This is a genomic window from Idiomarina solivarensis (assembly GCF_033052755.1).
Classification (GTDB): Bacteria; Pseudomonadota; Gammaproteobacteria; order Enterobacterales; family Alteromonadaceae; genus Idiomarina.
On sequence record NZ_JAVFHZ010000001.1, the window covers coordinates 150,639 to 172,678 of the forward strand.

21 protein-coding genes are annotated in these 22,040 nt (G+C 45.4%); 13 read left to right on the forward strand and 8 right to left on the reverse strand.

All coding sequences use genetic code 11. The annotated features are described in order from the left end of the window. Nucleotides 1-29: 29 nt before the first annotated feature. Nucleotides 30-1,310: a citrate synthase gene (gltA, locus tag RBK99_RS00690; protein ID WP_317502726.1), complete on the reverse strand. Its 1,281-nt coding sequence runs from the start codon at nucleotides 1,308-1,310 to the stop codon at nucleotides 30-32. Between the two features lie 325 nt (nucleotides 1,311-1,635). Here gltA and sdhC point away from each other — a divergent pair, with 325 nt between their 5' ends. From sdhC to dps, 10 genes are all read left to right on the forward strand, one after another. After that, nucleotides 1,636-2,010: a succinate dehydrogenase, cytochrome b556 subunit gene (sdhC, locus tag RBK99_RS00695; protein ID WP_317502727.1), complete on the forward strand. Its 375-nt coding sequence runs from the start codon at nucleotides 1,636-1,638 to the stop codon at nucleotides 2,008-2,010. Further along, nucleotides 2,004-2,351: a succinate dehydrogenase, hydrophobic membrane anchor protein gene (sdhD, locus tag RBK99_RS00700; protein ID WP_317502728.1), complete on the forward strand. Its 348-nt coding sequence runs from the start codon at nucleotides 2,004-2,006 to the stop codon at nucleotides 2,349-2,351. The genes sdhC and sdhD overlap by 7 nt, the downstream gene beginning before the upstream one ends. Next, nucleotides 2,352-4,118, forward strand: a complete 1,767-nt coding sequence (gene sdhA / locus RBK99_RS00705; protein ID WP_317502729.1) for a succinate dehydrogenase flavoprotein subunit — start codon at nucleotides 2,352-2,354, stop codon at nucleotides 4,116-4,118. 14 nt (nucleotides 4,119-4,132) lie between these two features. Continuing rightward, nucleotides 4,133-4,846 (forward strand): succinate dehydrogenase iron-sulfur subunit, encoded by a 714-nt coding sequence (locus RBK99_RS00710; RefSeq protein ID WP_317502730.1) that lies wholly within the window; start codon nucleotides 4,133-4,135, stop codon nucleotides 4,844-4,846. Between the two features lie 111 nt (nucleotides 4,847-4,957). Continuing rightward, on the forward strand, nucleotides 4,958-7,765 hold the full coding sequence (locus RBK99_RS00715; protein ID WP_317502731.1) for a 2-oxoglutarate dehydrogenase E1 component: 2,808 nt from the start codon (nucleotides 4,958-4,960) through the stop codon (nucleotides 7,763-7,765). Nucleotides 7,766-7,778: 13 nt separating this feature from the next. After that, a complete protein-coding gene (gene odhB, locus RBK99_RS00720; RefSeq protein ID WP_317502732.1) occupies nucleotides 7,779-9,392 on the forward strand; it encodes a 2-oxoglutarate dehydrogenase complex dihydrolipoyllysine-residue succinyltransferase in 1,614 nt (537 codons plus the stop codon). A gap of 136 nt (nucleotides 9,393-9,528) precedes the next feature. After that, nucleotides 9,529-10,695 carry an ADP-forming succinate--CoA ligase subunit beta gene (gene sucC / locus RBK99_RS00725; RefSeq protein ID WP_317502733.1) on the forward strand — a complete coding sequence of 389 codons (1,167 nt, stop codon included), beginning with the start codon at nucleotides 9,529-9,531 and terminating at the stop codon, nucleotides 10,693-10,695. After that, nucleotides 10,695-11,570, forward strand: a complete 876-nt coding sequence (gene sucD / locus RBK99_RS00730) for a succinate--CoA ligase subunit alpha (protein WP_317502734.1) — start codon at nucleotides 10,695-10,697, stop codon at nucleotides 11,568-11,570. The genes sucC and sucD overlap by 1 nt, the downstream gene beginning before the upstream one ends. A gap of 171 nt (nucleotides 11,571-11,741) precedes the next feature. Continuing rightward, nucleotides 11,742-12,380: a NirD/YgiW/YdeI family stress tolerance protein gene (locus tag RBK99_RS00735; RefSeq protein ID WP_317502735.1), complete on the forward strand. Its 639-nt coding sequence runs from the start codon at nucleotides 11,742-11,744 to the stop codon at nucleotides 12,378-12,380. Between the two features lie 116 nt (nucleotides 12,381-12,496). Beyond that, entirely contained in the window at nucleotides 12,497-13,021 is a 525-nt protein-coding gene (gene dps, locus RBK99_RS00740) for a DNA starvation/stationary phase protection protein Dps (protein ID WP_317502736.1), read from the forward strand. Nucleotides 13,022-13,118: 97 nt separating this feature from the next. Here dps and RBK99_RS00745 read toward each other — a convergent pair whose 3' ends face one another. The 6 genes from RBK99_RS00745 to RBK99_RS00770 form a co-directional block, all read right to left on the reverse strand. Further along, a complete protein-coding gene (locus RBK99_RS00745; protein WP_317502737.1) occupies nucleotides 13,119-13,295 on the reverse strand; it encodes a DUF6435 family protein in 177 nt (58 codons plus the stop codon). 134 nt (nucleotides 13,296-13,429) lie between these two features. Next, nucleotides 13,430-14,410, reverse strand: coding sequence for a Kelch repeat-containing protein (locus RBK99_RS00750; RefSeq protein ID WP_317502738.1), 981 nt, complete (start codon nucleotides 14,408-14,410; stop codon nucleotides 13,430-13,432). A gap of 73 nt (nucleotides 14,411-14,483) precedes the next feature. Further along, a complete protein-coding gene (locus RBK99_RS00755; protein WP_317503347.1) occupies nucleotides 14,484-14,870 on the reverse strand; it encodes a GOLPH3/VPS74 family protein in 387 nt (128 codons plus the stop codon). A gap of 214 nt (nucleotides 14,871-15,084) precedes the next feature. Further along, nucleotides 15,085-15,366 carry a hypothetical protein gene (locus RBK99_RS00760; protein WP_317502739.1) on the reverse strand — a complete coding sequence of 94 codons (282 nt, stop codon included), beginning with the start codon at nucleotides 15,364-15,366 and terminating at the stop codon, nucleotides 15,085-15,087. Between the two features lie 118 nt (nucleotides 15,367-15,484). Then, nucleotides 15,485-16,981, reverse strand: coding sequence for an amidohydrolase family protein (locus RBK99_RS00765; protein WP_317502740.1), 1,497 nt, complete (start codon nucleotides 16,979-16,981; stop codon nucleotides 15,485-15,487). Nucleotides 16,982-17,065: 84 nt separating this feature from the next. Further along, nucleotides 17,066-18,097, reverse strand: coding sequence for a helix-turn-helix domain-containing protein (locus RBK99_RS00770; RefSeq protein ID WP_317502741.1), 1,032 nt, complete (start codon nucleotides 18,095-18,097; stop codon nucleotides 17,066-17,068). 298 nt (nucleotides 18,098-18,395) lie between these two features. Between RBK99_RS00770 and RBK99_RS00775 the strand changes: the two genes are divergently transcribed. Then, complete coding sequence (locus RBK99_RS00775; protein WP_317502742.1) at nucleotides 18,396-18,983, forward strand: magnetosome magnetite crystal formation protein family; 588 nt, start codon at nucleotides 18,396-18,398, stop codon at nucleotides 18,981-18,983. A gap of 23 nt (nucleotides 18,984-19,006) precedes the next feature. Continuing rightward, nucleotides 19,007-20,134 carry a serine hydrolase domain-containing protein gene (locus RBK99_RS00780; protein WP_317502743.1) on the forward strand — a complete coding sequence of 376 codons (1,128 nt, stop codon included), beginning with the start codon at nucleotides 19,007-19,009 and terminating at the stop codon, nucleotides 20,132-20,134. Nucleotides 20,135-20,152: 18 nt separating this feature from the next. Here RBK99_RS00780 and RBK99_RS00785 read toward each other — a convergent pair whose 3' ends face one another. After that, on the reverse strand, nucleotides 20,153-20,851 hold the full coding sequence (locus RBK99_RS00785; protein WP_317502744.1) for a GOLPH3/VPS74 family protein: 699 nt from the start codon (nucleotides 20,849-20,851) through the stop codon (nucleotides 20,153-20,155). A gap of 200 nt (nucleotides 20,852-21,051) precedes the next feature. On the opposite strand from RBK99_RS00785, the gene RBK99_RS00790 reads away from it, so the two are divergent. After that, on the forward strand, nucleotides 21,052-22,029 hold the full coding sequence (locus tag RBK99_RS00790; RefSeq protein ID WP_317502745.1) for an alpha/beta hydrolase family protein: 978 nt from the start codon (nucleotides 21,052-21,054) through the stop codon (nucleotides 22,027-22,029). The last annotated feature ends 11 nt before the right edge of the window (nucleotides 22,030-22,040 follow it).

Sequence of the window (22,040 nt, forward strand, 5' to 3'; positions counted from 1 at the left end):
ATTGAGCGCCTTCGTAAGACTGAATATTCTTACTTTTTAATCGGCGAAAACTCGCGTTTTGTATAGCCAGTATACAATTGACGAGGACGACCAATTTTCTGGTTTTCTTCGCCCATCATTTCGTGCCAGTGAGAAACCCAGCCAACGGTACGTGACAGTGCAAAGATAACGGTGAACATATTGGTAGGAATACCAATTGCTTTCAGAACGATACCAGAATAGAAGTCAACATTCGGGAAGAGTTTCTTCTCGATGAAGTAGTCGTCTTCTAGCGCGATACGCTCAAGTTCCATGGCAACATCAAGTAACGGATCGTCACGGTTCAGTTCTTTCAGTACCTCGTGGCAAGATTCACGCATAACGGTTGCACGTGGATCGGTGTTTTTGTAAACGCGGTGACCAAAGCCCATCAAGCGGAAAGGGTCGTTCTTATCTTTCGCTTTCTCGATGTATTTTGGAATATTCTCAACTGAACCAATTTCAGCCAGCATACGCAGGCACGCTTCGTTGGCACCACCGTGTGCAGGGCCCCATAAAGAAGCAACACCGGCAGCAATACAGGCGTAAGGGTTTGCGCCTGATGAACCTGCAAGGCGGACCGTTGAGGTTGATGCGTTTTGTTCGTGATCGGCGTGCAAAGTAAAGATACGATCCATTGCACGAGCAACTGCCGGGCTGATCTTGTAGTCTTCAGCTGGCACAGAGAACATCATGTTCAGGAAGTTCTCTGCATAACCGAGGTCGTTACGTGGATACACGAAAGGTTGACCAATGCTGAATTTATACGCCATGGCTGCAATTGTTGGAATTTTAGCAATTAAGCGATAAGCACTGCGTAAACGTTGATCGGGATCATGAATATCTAAATCATCGTGATAGAATGAGGATAAAGCGCCGGTTACCGCACACAACATTGCCATTGGGTGTGCGTCGCGACGGAAACCATTAAAGAAATTATGGATTCCCTGATGCACCATGGTGTGCTTAGTAATGGTGTCTTTAAATTCATTATATTGCTTTTCATTCGGCGCTTCACCGTGTAACAGCATGTAGCAAACTTCTAAGTAGTCTGCTTGGGTCGCTAGTTCGCCAATGGGGTAACCGCGGTGTAGTAAAACTCCGTTTTCACCATCGATGTAGGTGATAGCCGACTCGCAAGAGCCTGTAGCCAGGAACCCAGGGTCAAAGGTGAAGTAACCATGTTTACCCAGAGTTCGGACGTCAACTACATCCTTGCCTGCCGCTGGTGAAAGTACCGGCAATTCAATGGATTGGCCGTCAATCTGTAAAGTGGCTTTACGATCAGCCATAAGGAATTCTCCTCACTGTCTACTTTGAAAAAGTGCGCTAATTTAACTCGATCATGCCCTTAAATGTCAATTTTAATCGGGGAACATGAACCAATTATAGTCAAAGATACGTAATAAACATGACGAAAAGATTACTAAGATTGAACAATTATCGAGTTACGTTAGACTTTAGTAGTACAAGGTGTTTGTTGACCGTTCAATTATGAGTTTGTCGTTGTAATTAATGGTTTGGCTCGATATACTTTGCGCCGTATTGGTGGCATGTATCTGTGTCGCGCAAACGAAAATTGCATTTCTTTTGTGCTTTATTAAAAGGCAATCTATCGTGAAAAAAGAAAGACCTGTTAATTTAGACTTATCAACTATCAAGTTTCCTGCCGCTGCCAAAGCATCCATACTGCATCGTATTTCCGGTGTGGTTATGCTGTTCTCTCTGGCATTTTTGACTTGGGCTTTTGCTGTATCACTGAGTGGTCCCGAAGGCTTTGCTCAGGTTGAGAATATCATGACCAGCTTTATTGCCAAATTCATTGGCTGGGGTATTTTGACAGCGCTAGGATTTCACTTAATCCTTGGCCTTCGCCACTTAATGATGGACATGGGCTACTGGGAAGAACTCAACTCGGGAAGAATTAGCGCGAACGTTTCATTCGTCCTTTCTATCATTCTTTCCGTACTAGTAGGAGTTTGGCTATGGTAACAGCAGCAGCTACTTTTGGTCGCAGTGGTACTCATGACTACATTTTACTGAGAGCCAGCGCAATTGTATTGGTTCTATACACTCTGTTCATGGCAGGGTTCTTCCTTTCTACGCCAGATGTAACTTATCAAGTGTGGAATGGCTTGTTTGCCAATATCTGGATGAAAGTCGCTACCATGCTGGCATTGTCTGCTGTGTTAGTTCACGGTTGGATTGGCATTTGGCAGGTATCAACAGACTACGTGAAAGCCGCGGGTTTAAGAGCTTTTATCCAATTAATTTTCAGCGTTGGTCTTATCGCTGTTTGGCTCACTGGCTTATTCGTACTGTGGGGTGTTTAAGTGAACGTTAAAACTTTAGAATTTGATGCAGTGGTGATTGGTGCTGGCGGTGCCGGCATGCGAGCAGCATTGCAAATTTCCCAAGAGGGAATGAGCTGTGCGTTGATGTCCAAAGTGTTTCCAACGCGCTCTCACACGGTTTCAGCTCAGGGTGGTATTACCGTTGCTTTAGGTAATGCGCACGAAGATGATTGGCAATGGCACATGTTCGATACGGTTAAAGGGTCTGATTATATCGGCGACCAGGACGCTATTGAATACATGTGTAAGGCCGGCCCAGAGGCTGTTCTGGAATTAGAAAATATGGGTTTACCGTTTTCACGCTTTGAAAACGGCAAGGTTTATCAGCGCCCATTTGGTGGCCAGTCAAAAGAGTTTGGTGGCGAGCAGGCTGCACGTACTGCAGCAGCTGCAGACCGCACCGGCCACGCCATGTTGCATTTGCTGTATCAGCAAAATATAAAGAATAATACGACGGTATTTTCTGAGTGGTACGCGCTGGACTTAGTAAAGAATCAAGACGGCGCAGTTACTGGTGTGACAACACTGAATATTGAAACCGGTGAAGTTTACTATGTGAAAGCTAAGTCTGTTGTATTAGCGACTGGTGGTGCCGGACGAATTTTTGCTTCAACCACGAACGCCCACATCAATACGGGTGACGGTGTTGGCATGGCACTGCGCGCCGGTGTGCCAGTGCAAGACATGGAAATGTGGCAGTTCCACCCAACGGGTATCGCTGGTTCTGGCTGTTTGGTGACCGAAGGTTGCCGGGGCGAGGGCGGTTACTTGCTGAATAAAGACGGTGAACGCTTCATGGAACGTTACGCACCTAACGCGAAAGATCTTGCTTCGCGTGACGTTGTCGCGCGTTCAATGATGACTGAAATTCGTGAAGGTCGTGGTTGTGACGGGCCATGGGGTACGCACCTTAAGCTGAAGCTTGACCATTTAGGTAAAGAAACGCTGGAAAGTCGTCTTCCTGGTGTTTGCGACTTAGCACGTACCTTTGCTCACGTCGATCCGGTGAAAGAACCTATTCCTGTTATTCCAACCTGTCATTACATGATGGGCGGTATTCCAACAGACGTTAATGGTCAGGCTTTGACGGTTGACGACAAGGGTGAAACAAAACCTGTTCCAGGTCTGTTTGCTTGTGGCGAAATTGCTTGTGTGTCTGTGCACGGTGCAAACCGTTTGGGCGGTAACTCGCTGCTTGACCTGGTCGTATTTGGCCGGGCAACAGGCATGCACTTAGGCGAAACGTTAGCTGCCAACAGTGAAGCTCGTGAATCTTCTCAAGACGACGTTGAACAAGCAATGTCTCGCTTTAACCGTTGGGAAAACACTCAGAAAGGTGAAGACCCTGCACAAATTAAGAAAGACTTGCAAAACTGCATGCAAATGAACTTCTCGGTATTCCGCGAAGGCGACTCAATGGCCGATGGCCTTAAAGAATTGAAAGAAATTCGTGAGCGCTTAAAGCATGCTCGCCTGGACGATACGTCCAAAGAGTTTAATACGCAACGTGTTGAATGTATGGAACTCGATAACCTGATGGAAACTGCTTTCTCGACAGCCGTTGCCGCAAACTTCCGTACAGAAAGTCGCGGTGCTCATAGTCGTGCAGATTATCCTGAACGTGATGATGATAAGTGGTTGGTTCACACGGTTTACCGTCCGGAGAGTGAAGACATGGTGACTCGTCAGGTGAATATGGCACCGAAACTGCGCGAAGCTTTCCCTCCGAAAGCTCGCACGTACTAATAGAGGGGTCAACGATGAAAACATTGAATATTTCGATTTATCGTTACAACCCGGATGTTGATGACGCGCCGTACATGAAAGATTACACCCTAGAGGTGGAAGAAAATCAGGACATGATGGTGCTGGATTTGCTTATTAAATTGAAAGAGCAGGATCCATCGTTGGCGTTCCGGCGGTCATGCCGTGAAGGCGTTTGTGGTTCAGATGGTCTGAATATGAACGGCAAAAATGGCTTGGCGTGTATTACTCCAACTTCTGCCTTAAAAGGCGGTAAAATCGTGATTCGTCCATTACCAGGGCTGCCGGTTATTCGTGACTTAATTGTTGATATGAGTCAGTTCTATCAGCAGTACGAGAAAATAAAGCCGTACCTTATTAACGACGATAAAACACCACCGGCGCGTGAGCGACTGCAGTCACCAGAAGAGCGTGCTAAGCTTGATGGTCTGTACGAATGTATTTTATGCGCTTGTTGTTCAAGTTCATGCCCGTCGTTCTGGTGGAATCCGGATAAGTTTGTCGGACCTGCGGGGCTTTTGCAGGCTTACCGCTTCTTAATTGATAGCCGCGATACGGCAACAAACGAACGTTTAGATGACTTGGACGATGCCTTTAGTGTCTTCCGTTGTCATGGCATTATGAATTGCGTCAACGTTTGTCCGAAAGGATTGAACCCGACGAAGGCTATTGGACACATTAAATCGATGCTTTTGAACCGCGCAGTTTAACTTGTTAGATTGGTGCGTCAGTTCAAGCGGTTGATGTTGTGGATAGCCATCCCACAAAGGGTGGCTATTTTTTTATAAAAACGGTTTATCTATTCAGGTGAAGGAAACGCAATGCAAGATGGTGTAATGCGTGAATGGTTAGAAACATCGCATCTAGCCGGTGGTAACGTTGCCTACATTGAACAAATGTTTGAGGCGTATCTGGATGATCCGACGGCAGTCAGTGATGAATGGCGTCAAATGTTCGATGCGTTGCCGAAAGAGAATCACATTGTTGATACCAAACTCAGCGAAGTGAGAGAGCAGTTCCGCGAAGCTGCGAAAAATAAGCTGAAGCAATCTCAAACAGGCAGCACGACTGCCGCCGATCAGAAGCAAGTCAAAGTTTTACAGCTAATCAATGCTTACCGGTTCCGCGGTCATCAGCATGCCAATCTCGATCCTCTCGGTTTATGGAAACAAGAGACCGTTCCTGATTTATCATTAAACTTCCACGATTTAAGTAAAGATGATTTAGAACGTGAGTTTAATGTGGGGTCTTTAGCCGTCGGCAAAGACACAATGAAGCTGAGTGATATTCACGAGGCATTAGAAAATATTTATTGTGGCTCTATTGGTGCTGAGTACATGCACATTGTTTCAACCGAAGAAAAACGCTGGATTCAGCAACGGTTGGAAGGTGTTCTTGGAAAGCCTAAGTTTGAAAAAGAACAACAGACCAAAATTCTTAAAGAGCTGATTGCAGCTGACGGAATGGAAAAGTATCTGGGATCAAAATTCCCGGGGGCTAAACGTTTCTCGCTGGAAGGCGGTGACAGTCTGGTTCCGTTGTTAAAAGAATTAATATCGCGCTCGGGTGAGCAAGGTGCCAAAGAAGTGGTTATTGGCATGGCGCACCGTGGGCGTTTGAACGTTTTAGTGAATGTTCTGGGTAAGAAACCACAAGACTTATTTGATGAGTTTGCGGGTAAACATGACAGCAGCAAAGGCTCCGGTGACGTTAAATACCACATGGGCTTTTCATCTGACTACGCAACTCCGGGTGGCGATGTTCACTTGGCACTAGCGTTTAATCCATCTCATCTTGAGATTGTTAACCCAGTGGTTATGGGATCGGTTCGTGCGCGTATGGATCGCCTGAAAGACCCGGAAGGTAAAAAAGTACTGCCTATTACCATTCATGGTGACGCAGCGGTTGCTGGTCAGGGCGTGGTACAAGAAACCTTTAATATGTCACAGACCCGAGCTTACCGTGTCGGCGGCTCCGTTCGAATTGTCATTAATAACCAAGTGGGTTTCACAACATCGAAACAGGAAGATGCGCGCTCTACTCAGTATTGTACTGATATTGCAAAAATGGTGCAGGCACCCATTTTCCACGTAAATGCAGACGATCCAGAAGCGGTCGTATTTGTCACCCAATTGGCGTTGGACTATCGAAACGCGTTTCAACGCGATGTGGTTATCGACTTGGTGTGTTATCGCCGCCATGGGCATAACGAAGCCGACGAGCCAAGCGCAACGCAGCCACTGATGTACGCTAAAGTGAAAGAGCAGCCTGTTGCTCGGGAGCTTTATGGCAAGCAGTTAATCAAGAACTCTATTGTTGATGAAGACACGGCGAAACAGTGGGTGTCAGACTATCGCGACGCTCTTGATAAAGGCGAAGTGGTGGTTGATGAGCACCGTCCTATGCGTCAGCACTCGGTTGACTGGTCTCCGTATATTGGTAACGATTGGGACGTTGAGTATGACTACAAAGTTTCAACGGAAAAATTGAAAGATTTGGGTGAGAAAATCACTCAATATCCAGAAGAACACAAGCTGAACTCTCGCGTTGCTAAGGTTTATCAGGAACGTGGAAAAATGGCGAAGGGCGAAAAGTCCATGGACTGGGGTTTTGCAGAAACCTTAGCCTACGCCACTTTGGTCAATGACGGTACTCATATTCGCCTGACCGGGCAGGACAGTGGTCGAGGTACTTTTTTCCACCGCCATGCGGTTCTGCATAATCAGGAAGATGGCTCAACTTATATGCCTTTGAATAATCTGGGATCAGAGCAAGGGCAGATGGAAATCTATGACTCGGTTTTATCTGAAGCCGCGGTTGTCGCTTTTGAATACGGTTACGCGACAGCAGAGCCAAAATCTCTGGTAATGTGGGAAGCCCAGTTCGGTGATTTTGTGAACGGCGCTCAGGTAGTGATTGACCAGTTCTTGAGTTCTGGTGAGCAAAAGTGGGGGCGCCTGTGCGGCCTCACTTTATTACTGCCTCACGGTTACGAAGGCCAGGGGCCAGAGCACAGCTCAGCCCGACTGGAGCGTTTTCTGCAATTGTCTGCGGATCATAACTGGTCAGTCTGCGTGCCGACAACGCCCGCTCAGGTATTCCATATGATCCGACGTCAACACTTACGCCCTGTGCGCAGACCGCTGGTAGTGATGACGCCTAAATCCTTATTACGTCATCCGTTAGCCGTTTCAGAAATGGAAGATTTGGCGGATGTCGGGTTCCAGAACGCGATTGGTGAAATCGATGATCTGAACTCGAAAAAGGTAAAACGCGTGGTGTTCTGCTCCGGTAAAGTTTACTACGATTTACTGAAAGAACGTCGCGAACGCGAACAAGAAGATGTTGCCATCATTCGTATTGAACAGCTTTATCCGTTCCCTGCAGAAGAAGTGGCAGACATTATGAAAGATTATCAGCACGTTAAAGATTTTGTCTGGTGTCAGGAAGAGCCTCAGAACCAGGGCGCATGGTATAGTAGCCAGCACCATTTCTGGGCCGCAATTCCGAAAGGAGCTCAGTTGTCTTATCGTGGTCGCAGTGCGTCAGCCGCACCAGCGGTCGGATACATTTCAGAGCACAACAAGCAGCAGCAAAATCTTGTTGACGAAGCGCTAACCATTAAATAGGTGAAGATGAACCATGGCGATTGATATTAAAGTTCCTCAATTACCCGAGTCTGTTGCAGATGCAACTATTGCAACATGGCACGTAAAACCTGGCGATAAAGTGTCTCGCGACCAGAATCTGGTTGACATCGAAACCGACAAGGTAGTGCTTGAAGTAACTGCGGAAGCGGACGGTGTTCTCGGCGAAATTACAGCCGAAGAAGGCACAACGGTAAACGCCGAAGAAGTCATCGGCAAAATTGAAGAAGGTGACGGCGGGTCTTCGTCTGACGATAAGTCAGAAGATAAAGATTCGGATGATGGCAAAAAAGAAAAGAAATCAGATAAGTCTGAGAAAAAAGAATCGGATTCGTCTGATAAGAAAGACTCGGACAAGAAAGGTTCAGGCGAGAAAATGGAAGTTAAAGTTCCTCAGCTGCCTGAATCTGTTTCAGATGCCACTGTTTCAACCTGGCACGTAAAAGCTGGTGATTCAGTCAAACGCGACCAGAACCTGGTGGATATAGAAACCGATAAAGTGGTTCTCGAAGTCGTGGCTCCTGCTGATGGCGTATTGGCTGAAATTAAGCACGAAGAAGGTGACACTGTTAGCGCTGATGATGTCATTGGTATTGTAGAGGCTGGCGCTTCAAGTGGTGATAGTGCAAGCAAATCTGAAGGTGATAAGTCTGAAGATAAAAAGTCTAATGACAGTAAGTCTAAGTCTTCTGAAGAAAACAAAGATGAAGGCGACAGCGAAGTAGCCGGTCCGGCAGTACGTCGCTTGTTAGGCGAGCACGGTCTTAAGCCAAGTGACGTAAAAGGTACGGGCAAAGGCGGTCGCGTCACTAAGGAAGACGTTGAAAAACACGTTAAAGGTCAGTCTTCATCTAAATCGTCTGACAGCAGTAGCAAACAGCAGTCTTCGCAGCCAGCCGTTTCAGGTGACCGCGATCAAAAACGTGTGCCAATGACGCGTCTGCGTAAGCGTATTGCAGAGCGCTTGTTGCAAGCGAAGAACGACACGGCTATGTTGACGACGTTTAACGAAATCAACATGAAGCCTATTATGGACTTGCGTAAGAAATACAAAGATGTGTTTGAAGAAACACATGGTACGCGTCTTGGTTTCATGGGCTTTTATGTCAAAGCGGTAACAGAGGCGCTGAAACGCTTCCCTGACGTGAACGCATCTATTGATGGCGACGATATTGTGTATCACAACTTCTTCGACATCAGCATTGCGGTTTCTACACCACGTGGTCTGGTAACGCCGGTATTACGTGATACTGATCGTCTAAGCATTGCCGACATGGAAAATGGTATCCGTGACCTAGCCATTAAAGGCCGTGACGGAAAGTTAACCATGGATGAAATGCAGGGCGGTAACTTCACTATTACCAACGGTGGCGTATTTGGATCACTGCTTTCAACACCTATTTTGAACCCACCACAAAGCGCTATTCTGGGCATGCATAAAATCCAGGAACGCGCCATGGTGGTTGACGGTAAGATTGAAATCTTGCCAATGATGTACTTAGCTCTTTCTTACGACCATAGAATCATTGATGGTAAACAATCGGTAGGCTTTTTGGTTACCGTGAAAGAGTTACTAGAAGACCCTCAACGTCTTATCCTGGATATCTAGACGCTGAGAACCCAGCCGCAACGCTTATTTGAGCTTGCGGCTGTTAATTAAGCGCTGAGCAAGTTAAAATTCGGCGCGGTATTCGGGTAAGCAGCACGACGCTGCTTTAGTTGTTTCAACGAATCGGAAGAGCATCATGAATTTGCATGAGTATCAGGGTAAGCAACTCTTTAGAGAGTTTGGTTTGCCAGTATCTGAAGGTTTTGCTTGTGACACTGCAGATGAAGCAGTAGAAGCAGCAAAACGTATTGGTGGCGACATTTGGGTTGTTAAATGTCAGGTTCACGCTGGTGGCCGCGGTAAAGCGGGTGGCGTGAAGTTAGTAAAAAGTTTAGACGACGTTCGTGCATTCGCAGAGCAGTGGTTAGGTAAAAACTTAGTTACTTTCCAAACCGACGAGAAAGGTCAGCCGGTTGCTAAGATTTTAGTTGAAAGCTGCACTGACATCGCTGACGAGCTTTATTTAGGTGCTGTTGTTGACCGTGCTTCACGCAAAATCGTGTTCATGGCTTCAACCGAAGGTGGCGTAGAAATCGAAACCGTCGCTGAAGAAACCCCTGAAAAAATCTTGAAAGCTGAAATTGACCCTACAGTTGGCGCACAGCCTTACCAGGGTCGTGAATTAGGCTTTAAACTGGGTCTTACTCCAGATCAGGTTAAGCAATTTACTAAGGTGTTCTTAGGCTTGGCGAAAATGTTCGAACAGTACGACTTAGCACTGTTGGAAATCAACCCATTGGTTATCACTGACGAAGGCAACGTACACTGTCTTGATGCGAAAGTTGGCATTGACAGCAACGCGTTGTACCGTCAGCCTAAAATCCGTGAAATGCACGATCCGTCACAAGATGACTCGCGTGAAGCAGAAGCGGCCAAATGGGAGCTGAACTACGTCGCACTGGATGGCAACATTGGTTGCATGGTTAACGGTGCTGGTTTGGCGATGGGTACAATGGACATCGTTAAATTAAGTGGCGGTGAACCAGCTAACTTCCTGGACGTTGGTGGCGGCGCGACCAAAGAACGTGTTTCTGAAGCGTTCAAAATCATCTTATCTGACAGCTCTGTTAAAGCCGTATTGGTTAACATCTTCGGCGGTATCGTACGTTGCGACATGATTGCTGAAGGTATCATGGGCGCTGTTGAAGAAGTTGGCGTGAAAGTGCCGGTTGTTGTCCGTTTAGAAGGTAACAACGCGGAACTGGGTAGAGAAAAACTGAAAGAAAGTGGCCTGAACATTATCGCTGCAGAGAGCTTATCTGATGCTGCTGATAAAGTTGTTGCTGCGGCAGGAGGTCAATAATGAGCATTTTGATCGATAAAAATACCAAAGTTATCTGTCAGGGCTTTACTGGCGGTCAGGGTACTTTCCACTCTGAACAAGCTATTGCTTACGGTACGCAAATGGTTGGCGGTGTGACACCTGGTAAAGGTGGTCAGGAACACTTAGGTCTGCCTGTATTCAATACAGTAAGCGAAGCCGTAGAAGCAACTGGCGCAACCGCATCAGTTATCTACGTACCGGCTCCTTTCTGTAAAGATTCAATCATCGAAGCGGCAGATGCTGGTATCGAACTGATTGTTTGTATTACTGAAGGTATTCCTACGCTGGATATGCTGTACGTTAAAGAATATCTGACGCACAAAGGCGTGCGCATGATCGGTCCAAACTGTCCGGGTGTTATTACTCCGGACGAATGTAAGATTGGTATCATGCCTGGCCATATCCACAAGAAAGGTAAAGTGGGTATCGTGTCACGCTCAGGTACATTAACGTACGAAGCGGTTAAGCAAACAACAGATGCTGGCTTTGGTCAGTCAACGTGTGTTGGTATCGGTGGTGACCCTATTCCGGGTTCTAACTTCATCGACATTCTGGAATTGTTCGAAAAAGATCCAGAGACCGAAGCTATCGTTATGATTGGTGAAATCGGCGGCACAGCAGAAGAAGAAGCGGCAGAGTACATTAAAGACAATGTGTCTAAGCCGGTTGTTTCTTATATTGCTGGTGTTACTGCACCTCCGGGCAAACGTATGGGCCATGCTGGTGCCATTATTGCCGGCGGTAAAGGTACTGCTGATGAGAAATTCGCTGCACTTGAGGCAGCAGGCGTTCAGACTGTACGCAGCTTAGCCGATATCGGAAAAGCGCTTGCAGAGAAAACCGGCTGGAAATAATCCCGCCAAACGTTCTATCAAAACCCGGCCTTGAGCCGGGTTTTTTGTTTTCTTTTACGGCGCATGAAGTAAGAAATGTTTAAAAACGATCTAAAAAGTTGATCTAATTAGTCAGTTAATTGGTATGTATTAAGTGCAGTACGAGTTTTTCTCAAGATTTAGGAGGAAATTATGTTACGCACGGCACTTATTGCGTCAGCTATTGCAGCTGCATTTTCTGTACAAGCGAAAGATTTTGAAACAATGCCCGATCAAACCTGGGTTTCCATATCTGGTGAGGTCGCAACAACCTCAGCCGAGCATTTTACTTTGGATTACGGTCAAGGTTATATCACGGTCGAGATGGATGACTGGGAATGGTACACCAATGAAGGTTCGGCCCTGTTAAGTGGCGATAAAATTACCGTTTATGGTGAAGTTGATGACGATTTCGCTGAGAACGCTAAAATAGAAGCCTCTAGCGTTTATGTAGAAAACTTGGATAGCTACTTCTACGCTAGTGCGGCAGATGAAGAGTCAGGCGAGGCCAATATTAGCCTGGACGTTATTGCCATGGACACTTCCGGGCCTGTCGATATTAACGGTACCGTTACCTCAGTAAACGATACCGCAGACGAATTTACCATTGATAGTGGTATTCAGCAGGTTACCGTTGATGTGTCACAGTTATCGACTAACCTTCTCGATAGCATAGGCTTCCAACAAGTTTCTAAGGGTGATTATGTATCGGTCTCCGGTGAATTCGCAAACGATATCACTGGTGGCATACAGGTTGAGGCTAGCCGTGTCACCACAGCCCAAATCTTTTAAAATAGATTAATAGGCAAGTTGGATGAATAAAAAAGGGAGGGTGACCTCCCTTTTTTCGATCCATTCGCCACTTTTGTGCGTAGTAAGTAGTAGATAAATAAGCATTAGGAGGAACAATGAGTAACGCCAACAATACACAGAAAGTGGCTGAGTTTACTGCTCCTGGCGTTGATAACCAGGCAGCGCAAGATACTATCGCTTTACTCGACAACCGGCTGGTTGCGCTTATCGATTTACAACTTACTCTGAAGCACATTCATTGGAATGTGGTCGGGCCGAACTTTATCGGTGTGCATGAAATGCTAGATCCTCAGGTTGATGCCGTTCGGGAAATGACCGATACCATCGCAGAACGGATTGCGACAATGGGAGGAGTACCAGTTGGCACTCCTAAGTCAATTGTTGACCGTAGAACCTGGGATGAGTATTCAATTGGCAAGGGTCTGGTCACAGAGCATTTAGGCGCACTTAATAAAGTCTATGACGGTATAAACTCCGATCACAGGAAAGCGATTGATAAGCTTTCTGAACTTGACCCGGTTTCGGAAGATATGCTGACAGGTCAGTTAGCCGAGTTGGAGCAGTTCCAGTGGTTCGTCCGTGCTCATATTGAGTCATCGTCAGGTGAGCTGAAAAGCTAGCTAATGAGCGAATCAGATAAATAAGCCCAGCACTTTGATGTTGGGCTTTTTTTATGCGTAATTTGGGGTGAAAATTAAAACAGATATTTGATGCGACTTACTTACTCTGACTTTCCAATGCCTGAATCTTACTCCAAAGCTCGTCTGCTTTCTGGCTGATATGGGAACTATCGCGAATGTTCCCGTTACGCTGCATTTCCATTGCTTTTTCTTGCAACTGCTTTAGCTCTTTGCGCATTTTTTTCGTTGGGTTTGACTTAAAAAGTCCAAACATTAATGATTGCCTCAAATTATTAAATGTATCTAGCAATACGGCAAAACATGGTTAAAAGTTTCGGTAAAAGAAGATTTAATTAATCTGAGTTATCCTCCTTCTTTGCCTTAGACAGACCAACTGACCGTTATGTTTCACTGTAATGGCAGTGAAAACACTTGAATATCATCTAAGAATGGACCAGAGCTATCGGTATTGCCGCCAGTCACGAATACCTCATTGCCAAACACGACAGCCGCATTATGTCGACTGGCCTTATAGGGCAAATCAAGATATGACCAAGTATCACCCGTGAAGTCATACATTAAAACCTGATCAAGGTTATTGTAATCACCAAACACGTATAGCTTGTTATTATGAACAGCGACAGAATGCGCGCTGACAGAATCGGGAGCATCTGGCATTAACTGCCACCTTCCAGTGGTTGGGTCATAGCAATCAAATACAGGGAAACTATTAAAGTTATCGTAACCGCCTACAGTGCAAACCTTGTCGTTAAAGGTGAATGCCCGAGTGTCTCTTGCGACTGGTAAGTTTGCTAGTCGGGACCATTTTTTAGTGTTTAAATCAAAGGCAGTGACCAGCGATGTGGCGCGCAGTTCATATCCTCTTTCAATAGCTTTAGGATAATAAACAGAGCCTCCTATTACGTAAATTTTATTGCCTAACCGCACCGCACTGTTAAATCGTCGGGGCACTCGCATTGGTGTAGTGGTGGTTACTTCGTGTGTATAGGTATTAAAAATCTCCACCGTTCCTTCTTGCCAAAACCGACCGTTTTGTCGGCTTATACCACCAAATATGTAAATTGAATGTTTTCCATCCCACACAGCGGTTAAATATCGGCGAGGTATTACCTTGTCTCGCAAAACTGTTGTTCTTTTGGTTTTAGGATCGATAATTTCGATACTAGACAGATCCCCCGTTTTATTCGAGCCACCAATAATATAAATATTTTCACTGGCAGCTACTGCGGCGTGGCCGTATCTTGGCCCATCTAATGTTGGAATGGAGGAATCAGTTACTTCTTTATCTGGAGAATACGCGCATCCAGTGAATAAGGTCGAGCAAAAAAAAAGTAGCAATAATTTTAGTGTGATATTGGAAGAGGGCATTCTTAACGTCCTGTGTCAGAAATTAAAGCAGCATTGTAAGTGATAGTTTTGTTAATACAACATGAGTTTCTGCCTAGCAGGCACCCGGGTTAGACGTCACCGTTGCAGCCGTTATAGCAGGCATAATAACCGCTATCATCACTGCAGCCTCAATGGCCTGAACGGCTTCCTTAGCGGCTTTGGAAATGAGCTCACCGTTTTCTAACTGTTTAATGCGCTCCTTACGATCTTTCAGCTCTTGCTTGCTGAATATCTGGGGTAAGAGCTTAGCGCTATTGGCTAAAGCTACGGTAATAGCGACTCGTGGCTCAACTTCGTCGCCATCGCTCAGTACGGCATGACGCATTGCCTGACGCAGCTGCTGTTCAGGTTCCGGGTTTACTTCTGGATAAACCTGGCGTTCAAAGACCCAAAGGACTTTTCTTTCTCTTCTGACACAATGCCGCCAGCGGTAGCATATTCAATATAGGCACCGTTCATGGTTCCTTTTTCTTCGCACAGCGCAATGTAGTGGCAAACTAAATTTGGCCACCTCAGAAAGGAACGCGGTGGTGAGTAACCCAAAGCCACACCAATGACGGCCGATCAGCTGAGAATACGTGAGCTTGAGAAGCGTCTGCGTGATGTTGAAACGGAAAAAGACATATTACAAAAGGCTACAACAGCTTAATTTGTTATACACACGTGTCTTCTATTAGAGCTTTTTGCTTTTTAATTTCATTAGTGTTGTTTTCTGATTCAGCAATAATAAGCTCCATCCTAGCCGCCGCGCATTTATCTGCTAGTTCTTTATCCATCAAATAGTTCTGATCTTTTTGATATTGCGCCATACCTTCGATTCCGTTGTATTCTTGTCTATTTTTGGGGCTAACATCTTTTTCATAAGGTTCGGGTTGAGTTGCACCACAAGCGCTAAGGAGTATGGCTGGCAAAAGGATGATGATAGCTTTATTCAATTTATTATCCTCATATTTTTTTGTTAATAAAACATTTAAATGAGAGGAAAACAAGTAAAACCCCACATCCCAAACTAATCTAATGAGAATTGCTAGCCACTCAAGCCGTCGCTATCCGTTACTGGTTTGCCCTGCGAACTGCCTTCAGCATATTTTTAGTGTCGCTACCCGAATACCAACGACCGTTAGATATGACATCTGAAATTGCTCTCGTGTTGTTAATATCTTTCAGCGGGTTCTGGTTGAGTATAAGAAGGTCGGCTTGGTAACCTTTGGCAATCACCCCTGTTTTTAAACCCATCCACATCGCGGCCTCAACCGTAGCACTTTTCAGAGCTTCTGCCGGTGTATATCCGGTTTTAGTCAAAGCGACAAGCTCATCATGCATTGAAAACCCTGGTACTATTACTGGCACATTTGCATCGGTTCCGGCAAGAACTCTCACCTGATGTTCTCGCATCGCTTGTAAAATAATCTGATTTGCCTTTGCATAGGCTTTCCAGTAACGCTGATTGCCCTGAATAAGGTTTTCGGGGTAGTCCGCCGGTAGTCGGTAGATGTTCACCTCGGGAAGCCAGCCCATGACTTTAATGCTGGGGTGTAGAGCTTCGGCAATTCCCCGGTTTACATAGTCGGACTGAACATGATTGAGTGCACTTTCCACACTCATTTTCTGCTCGGGAATACTTTCGACAAGTGCCAGGGTTGAAACGATCGCCATACCGTTCTCTTTAAGGCGGTTCATGATCTCGGGGCTGCGCTCTTCAACGAACTGCAGGAACGCCGCGGTATTATCACGAGTATAGCCGCCGAACTCTCGGTCTAGTGCTTTTACAAGCTCTTCAACGTGCGCCAGTTCTTTTAGATTTGATGACCAAAGTTGGGTAAGTGGTAAGTTATTGGGGATGTGCCCTAAAATCTTGATGCCTTCTGCTTGAGCAGCGCGGTTAAAAGCGAAAAAGTGCTCGTTATTTAAAAGGGTATATATTTTTATAGCATCGTAACCTTCAGCTTGAATTTCACTGACTAACTCAGGTATTTCTTCAACGCTGGAGACAGGGCTCACTTTCGCTGCCCAGCGATCGAATATGCTGGCGATACCGGTGGAACTATTATGTCGGCGGGTTGCTACGAATAAGTCTGGGCCCGGTCTTCCTGCGACAATCTCTTCACGCCATTGCAGATGTTCGTTGCTGCCATTCAGCTCACGGATATGCGTCACACCGTTAGCTAAATACAAAAGTAAATCGTTAGGGCTTTGCCATAAGTGCACGTGTGCATCGATGAGTCCGGGTATAATGAACTTTCCTGTTCCATCAATTAATTCCGCGTCATTGGGTATAGATAAGTCACTACCAATTTCAGTTATTTTTCCCTCTCTAATCAGGACCGTTTGATTAGGTACCATATGTTGTCCATTTTCGGAGAGAACATTAGCGTGACTTATTGCATAAACGCCCTGGGTTCTCTCATAAGAGGAGGTGTCAACTACAGGGATATACTCGCCCCAGGCTCGATTCACTTGGTTGTACATGACAGCGAATGCTATGGCGGTGACAGTAAGCAATATAATAAATAACAGTAAACTGGCTTTCTTAAAATTAGCAGCCTTCATAGTAAGTAACCTTTTGTTCTGATAAGTACACTCAGAGTAGAGAACCCGGGGTGTGAAAGCTGGTCGATTATGAAAAATATCACATCAATTTCGAAAATCTTGCTGGTTTTTCCTAAATTGTGACGGGGTTATTCCGGTTTCTTTTTTAAAGGCTCGGTTAAAAGGCGGTAACGAGTTAAAGCCATGATTCAATGCAATGGTTAAGATGGGAAGGTGATCGTTGTCTCTGCATGAGAAGCAATTTATTACGTCTTTTAATCGGAAAGAGTTGATGTAGTGACTGAAGTTGTTGAATCCGGTCTGCGTGTTAATTAACGTTCTCAATTTATGTTCTGCGACACCTAATTTTTGAGCCAAAGCACGGGTCGTAAGCGTCTCGTTTAAATAAATCCTATCCTTTTTCATTAATTCATTGAGCTTAAACAGTATTTGTTCATCGGCTACTGATAAGGGATTTTTGCGAGCGGTATCGCGATAAAAAGTCAGCGCTGAGCGGTCACCTTTTAGCACCCAAAGAGCCATGGAAAAAATCGGCAACCAGACACTGAGGGCATATATTGTCGGCTGTGAGCTGCGCAACCAAACAGAGCCGACCAGAATGGCGAGAAGCATCGATGCAGTAATAATGAATAAAAAATAGAGGCGATATTTTCGGCGTGTTTCAATTAAGTCATCGTTACGGCCGAGTAACGTAACGAGCATCATATGTGTCACCAGGCCAAGCGCCAGTGTATTGACAACAACCGACCACCACTGTGGTAACTCGTCTAGCCAGCTTAGCCAGACGAATCGTTCCACGAGTATGGAACCACTGACAGCGATAAAAATACCTAAATGCAGCACCCCAAACCGAAGGTTTCGATGAAAAAGTGTTAATACAAATACCCAGGTGACTGGTAGCAGTAAAGTGTCTAATAACCGAAACGGAATTTGCCAGAGAGAAGGAAGGGCAAATTCACTCGGCATAGAGCCAAGCAGAAAGCTTGCCAGACAGAGATTCGTGGCAATCATTAAGTAACATCGGGTTGAGCGTGGCAAATCCCGAATGACCGCTACTGTCATGAGCAGTAAAAAGCCAATTGCTGAAAACCTGATGAGTGCATCAATGAGTAGCATAAGTCAAAGCCTTGAGCCGTCCTGCAGGGCACTCTTAACGTCCTGTGTCAGGAACTAAAAGAGTATTGTAAGGAGTATAGTTGTTAAAACAAAGTTAAAAAACAAAAAGTCTGCGCGCCCTGTGTTTCAGGTTTATAGCTTAGGGCCGTTCCAATCGGTATATTAGTGGTTATATTGGTTGTGTGTTTGATTGATTAAAGCGAATGACAGGTACATGACATAGTAATGTCGTAACGATGTCGGGTGCTTTTAGGTAAGATTTTACTCGAACTATCGGGCAATAGAGCTGAATATAATAATGAAAAGTACTAAATTCGCAGAACGTTTAACTTACCAACGGAAATTAAAAGGGTTCTCGCAGGAGCAACTTGCAGAGATAACCATGGTAACCATTCGCACTATTCAGCGCTTAGAAAAAGGCGAAGTTACTCCCCATTTACGAACGGTGAAGCTGTTAGCGGCCGCCCTCGAATTGGATGTCGATGACTTATTGCAGCTGGATAACCCGCGTGATGAAAATATTCAGACAAAGTGGCTGTTACTAATGCACTCATCCCCATTTATTGGTTTTGTGTTGCCGTTTTTAAACATCCTGTGCCCTTTGTTTATATGGATCCATAAGCGCGAAGATAACCCACTGTATGATTTACACGGGCGGGCAGTCATTAACTTCCAGATAACGATGACGTTGGTTTATGCTCTTGCTTTTATTGCACTACTGAGTATCAAAGGCTTTGGCTTTTTGTTTTTTATCGCTGTCATTCCTTATGCCGTTTTAGTCATGTTGGCTAACGTTATCGCTGTACTCAAAGCACAAAAGTATTTTTATCCCAGTATTCCCTTTCTTGGAAAAAAGAAGCTAGCAGCCGCTAGCTCCAGTCTTTAAACAACACCGCGTAGGAAAATATCATGAGAACAGTAAATTGTTATTTGCTGGCGATTACGCTCGTATTTTTATCAGTAGGTGAAGCGTCAGCACAATCGAAGATTTCTAAAGAGAAGATCGAATCATTCCGGTCTTATCTCAAAGACTTTCGTATCGATAATCAAATTCCAAGCTTGTCCGTTGCAATCGTAGACAACGGCGAAATTATTATGCTTGAAGGTATCGGATTTCAGGACCACGACGCAGAAGAGCCTACAACAGAAAACACATCGTACCTTGCGGCGTCTATTACAAAGACGTTCACGGGCGCTACGTTATTGGCTATGGAAGCCGATGGACACATTGATCTCGATGAGGACTTTACGACATTGAGTGACTGGGACGGGCGGTGTGAGTGGTTAACGACAAGCGGAAGCATTTTCGGCGGAGGTACTCTGGATAATGGCCACGAGATACCCGAGTTAAAGTGCGACCAGGTGATAACGCTGCGTCACGTGCTCCAACATCAAGTGCAGGGAGAGCCTGGTACAAGTTTCTTCTACAATCCCGTTGTGTTTGGTCGCCTATCCAATTGGGTAGAGGAGAATACAGATAAAAGCTGGCGTTATTGGATGACGAAATACGTCATTGCACCGGCAAAATTAAAAGGAATAGCCGCTGGCTGGCGCGATCCTTCCGGAGGTGAAGTACTCACGCATATTGCACCACCGTTTCGCCATGCTTCGGAACAGTCAGATGGACTTGCGCCTTCGGTATTACCGAATACTGAACTGAACGCTAGCTCAGGGATTATCGCCAGCGCCAAAGCGCTTGCACATTACTCCATCGCTTTGGACGAAGAACGAATTCTCCCGGCAGCTTTGCGAGATACAATGTGGACGCCAGCCAAGAATGGAGAGGGTAACCCAATGCCTTATGCCTATGGTTGGTTTGTTCAGAACTGGCATGGCCATAAGCTTGTATGGCACGGCGGCTGGTGGCCGGATGCGTATGCCGCACTTTTACTAAAAGCACCAGATTCAGGATTAACCTTAGTCGCGCTTGGCAATACCGATGGCCTGCGACACGAAATCAACAGCCTGACTAGCGCACAAATAGAAAAGAACCCACTCGCGTTAAAGTTCTTAGAGGTATTTGTTAAAAAATCGTAGGGACCTCTGCCAATTAACTCAGCAAGAGCTTGGGCTCGAGGTTACCGTTGCCGCGGTGATAGCTGGCATAATAGCCGCTATCATAACCGCGGCTTCAATAGCCTGAACCGCTTCTTTCGCCGCTTTAGAAACGAGCTCACCGCTTTCCAGTTGCTTAATGCGCTGTTTGTGGTCTTTCAGCTCTTGTTTGCTGAATACCTGCGGTAAAAGCTTTGCGCTATTGGCCAAAGCAACGGCGATAGCGATTCGTGGTTCAATTTCATCGTTATCGCTGAGTACCACGTGACGCATTTTCTGGCGCAATTGCTGTTCCGGCTCTGGGGTAACCTCTGGATACACCCGGCGCTTAAATAGCCATAGCACCTTTACCTTTTCTGCCTCGACAATGCCGTCCGTAGCAAGCATGTGTGCAACTTTATGTTTAAGATCTTTAATACCACCGAGTTTTTGAACCCAGTCTTTTAATTTACGTTGCCGTTTAGATTCGGAAATCATGGTTAAGGCCTCATCCAATAGAGAATCACCTGTAGAGCTGTCATCAACCACAGCGACTTTCTCTTTATTGTCATGTTCTACTTTTATACGTTTAAGCATTAATAGTTCTGCGGCAATGGCACCAGCGGTAGCATATTCAACATAGGCACCGTTCATGGTTCCTTTTTCTTCGCACAGCGCAAGCAGCATCACAGCTTCATAAAGCTTTAAGTTCTCTGGCATTGTCGCACCTGTCTAGTAAAAGCGATGATATTGAGATGGTTAATAGTAAGCATTTTTGGACAAGACAGGCAAGTTATAGGGAAACTGGTAAAGAACTAAGGGTGGTATCTTTAGTCAGATAACCTTATAACGCTAATAAAAAGCAATCATCCACGGTTAATAAAATGATAACTAGAATCACAAAATTAGCATTAATATCTATGACATTAGTATTCTCAGCATACGCCTTAGCAAACCCGTCCGATGGTATTCTTAGGGAGAAAGATTGCTTTGGCGATACTTATGAAGGCTTTATTAACTCGCAAATTAACTCGAATGATTACGGCAAAGCAAAACGAAATAGGCTCGAGAGTATCTTGCGTTCGAAAGTAAATAAGAAAGAATTCCAAGATCTACGAGCCAATTTCACTTGCAAGATCATTGTCTATAAAAGTGGCCTGTATCCTGTTGGGGGCATACTGTTAACTCCTAATATCGAACAGGAAAAAAAATTGCCTGCGGTCATTTTTAATCGAGGGGGTAACGGTCGTTTTGGTGCTTTAACCTACTCTGATATATTCCTGCATCTGAAACCCATAGCAGAGATAGGAGCTGTCGTTTTAGCAACTCAGTACCGCGGAGGAATGGAGCTCAGAGACGGGCCGGGAGAGGAAGTCGATGAGTTTGGAGGCAGGGATGTAAAAGATGTTACTAATATCGTTCATATAGCGTCTCAGTTGCCCTATGTAGATAAAAATCAAATTCATATGGTTGGCATGAGTCGAGGCGGCATGTCGGCTTTTCTCTCACTGAAAGAGCTTGATAACATAAAGTCACTAACCGTGATCGGCTCACCCTCTGACTTATTTAAGTCACTTGAGGAAAGGCCTGAAATGGAAGAAGTTTTAGCTTATAGGGTGCCGAACTTTACGAGTAACAGAGATTCGGAGATAACAAAACGATCTGTAATTTACTGGGTGAAAGATCTACCTCGCAGCGTGCCCATTCTTATACTTCATGGCTCAAAAGACAAAAGAGTTTCAGTTGAGCAGGCAAAGGCTCTGGCAAATAAGTTGTCTACTATTAATCACCCGCACAAACTGGTCATTTATGACGATTACCATGGCTTGCCGTTTTCGAGTGGTAAAATGTTTAATGAAATTGAAGCATGGATAGCGGAAAGTAAACCGAACGACTGACCGACGTATGT

Excerpts from the sequence above, each read along its gene's own strand:
- dps (WP_317502736.1), top strand. The coding sequence starts at position 12,497 with ATGAGTAACGCCAACAATACACAGAAAGTGGCTGAGTTTACTGCTCCT.
- gltA (WP_317502726.1), bottom strand. The coding sequence starts at position 1,310 with ATGGCTGATCGTAAAGCCACTTTACAGATTGACGGCCAATCCATTGAA.
- sdhD (WP_317502728.1), top strand. The coding sequence starts at position 2,004 with ATGGTAACAGCAGCAGCTACTTTTGGTCGCAGTGGTACTCATGACTAC.
- RBK99_RS00715 (WP_317502731.1), top strand. The coding sequence starts at position 4,958 with ATGCAAGATGGTGTAATGCGTGAATGGTTAGAAACATCGCATCTAGCC.
- RBK99_RS00735 (WP_317502735.1), top strand. The coding sequence starts at position 11,742 with ATGTTACGCACGGCACTTATTGCGTCAGCTATTGCAGCTGCATTTTCT.
- RBK99_RS00780 (WP_317502743.1), top strand. The coding sequence starts at position 19,007 with ATGAGAACAGTAAATTGTTATTTGCTGGCGATTACGCTCGTATTTTTA.
- RBK99_RS00770 (WP_317502741.1), bottom strand. The coding sequence starts at position 18,097 with ATGCTACTCATTGATGCACTCATCAGGTTTTCAGCAATTGGCTTTTTA.
- odhB (WP_317502732.1), top strand. The coding sequence starts at position 7,779 with ATGGCGATTGATATTAAAGTTCCTCAATTACCCGAGTCTGTTGCAGAT.
- RBK99_RS00710 (WP_317502730.1), top strand. The coding sequence starts at position 4,133 with ATGAAAACATTGAATATTTCGATTTATCGTTACAACCCGGATGTTGAT.
- RBK99_RS00785 (WP_317502744.1), bottom strand. The coding sequence starts at position 20,851 with ATGCCAGAGAACTTAAAGCTTTATGAAGCTGTGATGCTGCTTGCGCTG.
- sucC (WP_317502733.1), top strand. The coding sequence starts at position 9,529 with ATGAATTTGCATGAGTATCAGGGTAAGCAACTCTTTAGAGAGTTTGGT.
- RBK99_RS00745 (WP_317502737.1), bottom strand. The coding sequence starts at position 13,295 with ATGTTTGGACTTTTTAAGTCAAACCCAACGAAAAAAATGCGCAAAGAG.
- RBK99_RS00790 (WP_317502745.1), top strand. The coding sequence starts at position 21,052 with ATGACATTAGTATTCTCAGCATACGCCTTAGCAAACCCGTCCGATGGT.
- RBK99_RS00765 (WP_317502740.1), bottom strand. The coding sequence starts at position 16,981 with ATGAAGGCTGCTAATTTTAAGAAAGCCAGTTTACTGTTATTTATTATA.
- sucD (WP_317502734.1), top strand. The coding sequence starts at position 10,695 with ATGAGCATTTTGATCGATAAAAATACCAAAGTTATCTGTCAGGGCTTT.
- RBK99_RS00750 (WP_317502738.1), bottom strand. The coding sequence starts at position 14,410 with ATGCCCTCTTCCAATATCACACTAAAATTATTGCTACTTTTTTTTTGC.
- RBK99_RS00775 (WP_317502742.1), top strand. The coding sequence starts at position 18,396 with ATGAAAAGTACTAAATTCGCAGAACGTTTAACTTACCAACGGAAATTA.